Origin of the sequence: Isoptericola sp. NPDC057191 (genome assembly GCF_042670225.1) — a bacterium.
Lineage (GTDB): Bacteria > Actinomycetota > Actinomycetes > Actinomycetales > Cellulomonadaceae > Isoptericola.
This window is the reverse complement of record NZ_JBHUWC010000273.1, coordinates 1-3,641: the sequence shown is the minus strand read 5'-3', so window position 1 is coordinate 3,641 and position 3,641 is coordinate 1. Positions and strand designations below refer to the sequence as shown.

Sequence of the window (3,641 nt, the reverse complement as noted above, 5' to 3'; positions counted from 1 at the left end):
GTCGAGGCGCTGCACGGGCAGCGCCTCGACGCGCGGCGCGGGGGTGACGCGCGGGGACGTGCGGGCGGTCAGGGCGTCCATCGGACCTCCTCGGACAGGGGAATTCTCCCGGTGACTTCTCCCATGAAAGGGCACCCGGAAAGCGTCACGAGCCATTCTTGAAGGGCGTCGGAAAGTGTTCACCTGACGGCATCCTGATGTTCGGCGACAGTTCCCCGGAAAAGGCCGATCGCGACTTGTCGCGCTCTTAGTGTCGGCGTCATGAACGACATCCACCCGGGGTTCGACCCCGACCGTGGTGCGCTCGTCGTGATCCCTGCGCGCGGCGGCTCGGCCGGCATCCCGCTGAAGAACCTGCAGCGCGTGGGCGGCACGACGCTCGTCGCCCGGGCGGTCCGCTCGGCGCTGGCGGCACCGTCGGTCTCCGCCGTGGTGGTCTCCACCGACCACGACGAGATCGCCCGTGAGGCGACCGCGCACGGGGCGCGCGTGGTGCGCCGTCCGGCCGACATCGCCGGCGCCACCGCGAGCTCCGAGTCCGCCGTCCTGCACGCGCTGGACGCCCTGCGCGCCGAGGCGCCCGCAGGCGCCCCCACCTCTGACCCTGCCGTCACCGTGCTCCTGCAGGCGACGTCGCCGTTCGTCGACCCGGCCGACCTGGACGCCGCGGTGCGGCGGGTGGCCGACGGCGCGCACGACGTCGTGGTCGCGGTGGCGCCCACCCACGACTTCCAGTGGCGGCTCGACGACGACGGCCCGACGCCCGTCGGGCACGGCACCGACCACCGCCCGCGCCGCCAGGACCGCACTCCGCACTTCCGGGAGACGGGCGCGTTCTACGCGATGCGCACCGCCGGGCTGCGGGAGGCGGGCAGCCGCTTCTTCGGGTCCGTGGGGCTGCAGCCCGTGGCGCCCGAGTGGTCGCTGGAGGTCGACGAGCCGCGTGACCTGTGGCTCGCCCGCACGCTGCTGGACCAGCCCGCCGCGGCGTCCGCCACCGTCCCGGCCGACGCGCCGACCGGCACGCCGATCGACGTCGACGCGCTCGTCACGGACTTCGACGGCGTGCACACCGACGACGGCGCCTACGTGTCGCAGGACGGCACGGAGAGCGTGCGCGTGCACCGGGGCGACGGCCTGGGCGTCGCGCGCCTGCGCCGCACCGGGGTCCCGCTGCTCATCCTGTCCACCGAGACCAACCCGGTGGTGGCGGCCCGGGCCCGCAAGCTCGGCGTCGACGTCCTGCACGGCGTCGACGACAAGGCCGCCGCGCTGCGCGACTGGTGCGCCGTCAACCGCCTCGACCCGGGCCGGGTCGCGTACGTCGGCAACGACGTCAACGACCTGCCCGCCCTCGCCCTCGTCGGCTGGCCTGTCGCCGTCGCCGACGCCCACCCCGAGGTCGCCGCCGCCGCGCGCGTCGTCCTCGACCGCGCGGGCGGCCACGGCGCCGTCCGCGAGGTCTGCGAGCGGATCCTCGCAGCCCGACAGGACGCCACCGCGCGTCCGACCCCCGAGCTCCACGAACGGAAGGACACCCCCGTGACCAGCACCGCCAGCACGACCACCGCCGCCGAGCGCCCCGCGGAGCACCTCGTCCGCGTCGGCGACCACGAGGTCGGCGCCGGCCAGCCGGTGTACGTCATCGGCGAGATCGGCATCAACCACAACGGCGACGTCGAGATCGCCAAGCAGCTGATCGACGTCGCGGCGTCCGCCGGCTGCCAGGCCGTGAAGTTCCAGAAGCGCGCCCCGGAGATCAGCACCCCGAAGGACCAGCGGGACAAGATCCGGCAGACGCCCTGGGGCGAGATGACCTACCTCGAGTACAAGTACCGGGTCGAGTTCGAGCACGACCAGTACACCGAGGTCGACCAGTACGCGAAGTCGCGCGGCATCCAGTGGTTCGCCTCCCCGTGGGACGTGCCTTCGGTGGGCTTCCTCGAGGAGTTCGGCGTCCCGACGCACAAGATCGCCTCCGCCTCGGTGACCGACCACGAGCTGCTCCGCGCGCTGGCCGACACCGGCAAGCCGCTCATCCTGTCGACCGGCATGTCGACGCTCGAGCAGATCGACGCCGCGGTGGAGATCCTCGGCACGGACGGGCTCGTCATCCTGCACGCCACGTCGACGTACCCGCTGCCGCCCGAGGAGGCGAACCTGCGGACCATCACGACGCTCCAGGAGCGCTACGGCGTGCCCGTCGGGTACTCCGGCCACGAGACGGGCCTGCAGATCTCGCTGGCCGCGGTCGCGCTGGGCGCCGTCGCCGTCGAGCGGCACATCACCCTCGACCGGGCGATGTGGGGCTCCGACCACGCGGCGTCGCTGGAGCCGAAGGGCCTCGCGAACCTCGTGCGCGACATCCGCATCCTCGAGCAGGCGATGGGCGACGGCGCCAAGCGCGTCATGCCCGGCGAGCTGTCGCCGATGTCGCGCCTGCGCCGCGTCGACGCCTGACCCGCCCGACCGGTGGAGAAGCTCGACCGGACGCTCGACCGGGCGCCCGCCGGCGCTCCGCTCGACCCGGCCTCCGCCGGCCCGGCGCCGGGCGACGCGACCTCCGCCCTGCGGTGGACGGACGCGCCGCCCGGCGTCGCCGTCGTCGCGTGCGTGCGGGACGAGGAGGCGTACCTGGGCGAGGCGGTCGCGTCCGTGCTCGCCCAGGACTACGCCGGGCCGCTGCGCCTGGTGCTCGCCGTGGGGCCCTCGCACGACGCGACCGCCCAGGTCGCGGCGGCGCTCGCCGCGGCCGACCCGCGCGTCCTGGTCGTGGACAACCCGACCGGCTCCCGGTCGATCGGGCTCAACCTCGCGACGGCGCAGGCCGGTGACGGCGACCAGGTGCTGCTGCGGGTCGACGGGCACACCGTGCTGCCGGCGGACTACGTGACCCGCGCCGTCGCCGCATTGGAGCACACGGGCGCCGTGGGCGTGGGCGGGCTGATGCACCCGGTCGGCACGACGACCGTGCAGCGGGCCGCGGCGCGCGCGATGAGCCACCCGGCGGGCATCGGTGCCGCGTCGTTCCACGTGGGCGGCGAGGCGGGCCCGTCCGAGACGGTGTACCTCGGGGCGTTCCGGCGCTCGGCCGTCGAGGCCGTGGGCGGGTACGACCCGTCGCTCGTGCGGGCCGAGGACTGGGAGCTGTGCCTGCGCCTGCGCCGTGCCGGCGGCCTGCTGTGGTTCGACCCCGCCCTGCAGGTCACGTACCGTCCCCGGCGCACGCTGCGGGCGGTCGCCAAGCAGTTCTGGCGCACGGGCATGTGGCGACGCGAGGTGATCCGGCGCGACCCGTCCACGGCGAGCGCGCGCTACCTCGCCCCGCCCGCGCTGGTCCTCGGCCTGGCGGCGTCGGTGCTGCTCGTCGCCGGGGGAGCGCTCGCCGGCCTGCCGGTCGTGGTCCTCCTCGGCGGCGTCCTCCCGGCGGCCTACGTCGCGGGCGTCCTGGCGGCCTGCGCGCACGCCGCCGGCCGGCGTCCGCGCCTGGGCGTGCGCGAGGCGGTCGTGCTGCCCGCCGTCGTCGTCACCATGCACCTCGCCTGGGGCGCCGGCTTCGTGCGCGGCCTCACCGAGCGGGCGATGGCCGACCACCGGGCGTAAACCGGGGCGCCGAACAGGCGGTTGCGCACGTTCTCGAC

2 protein-coding genes and 1 pseudogene are annotated in these 3,641 nt (G+C 75.1%); all 3 read left to right on the top strand.

The genetic code is table 11. The annotated features are described in order from the left end of the window. Nucleotides 1-261: 261 nt before the first annotated feature. A pseudogene (locus tag ACFT55_RS19635) lies at nucleotides 262-1,431 on the top strand (cytidylyltransferase domain-containing protein); the annotation flags it as partial. Between the two features lie 204 nt (nucleotides 1,432-1,635). Continuing rightward, a complete protein-coding gene (locus ACFT55_RS19630) occupies nucleotides 1,636-2,460 on the top strand; it encodes an N-acetylneuraminate synthase family protein (RefSeq protein WP_380245531.1) in 825 nt (274 codons plus the stop codon). 12 nt (nucleotides 2,461-2,472) lie between these two features. Further along, the gene (locus ACFT55_RS19625) at nucleotides 2,473-3,603 is read left to right on the top strand and encodes a glycosyltransferase family 2 protein (RefSeq protein ID WP_380245530.1); all 1,131 of its coding nucleotides are present in this window, start codon (nucleotides 2,473-2,475) and stop codon (nucleotides 3,601-3,603) included. The last annotated feature ends 38 nt before the right edge of the window (nucleotides 3,604-3,641 follow it).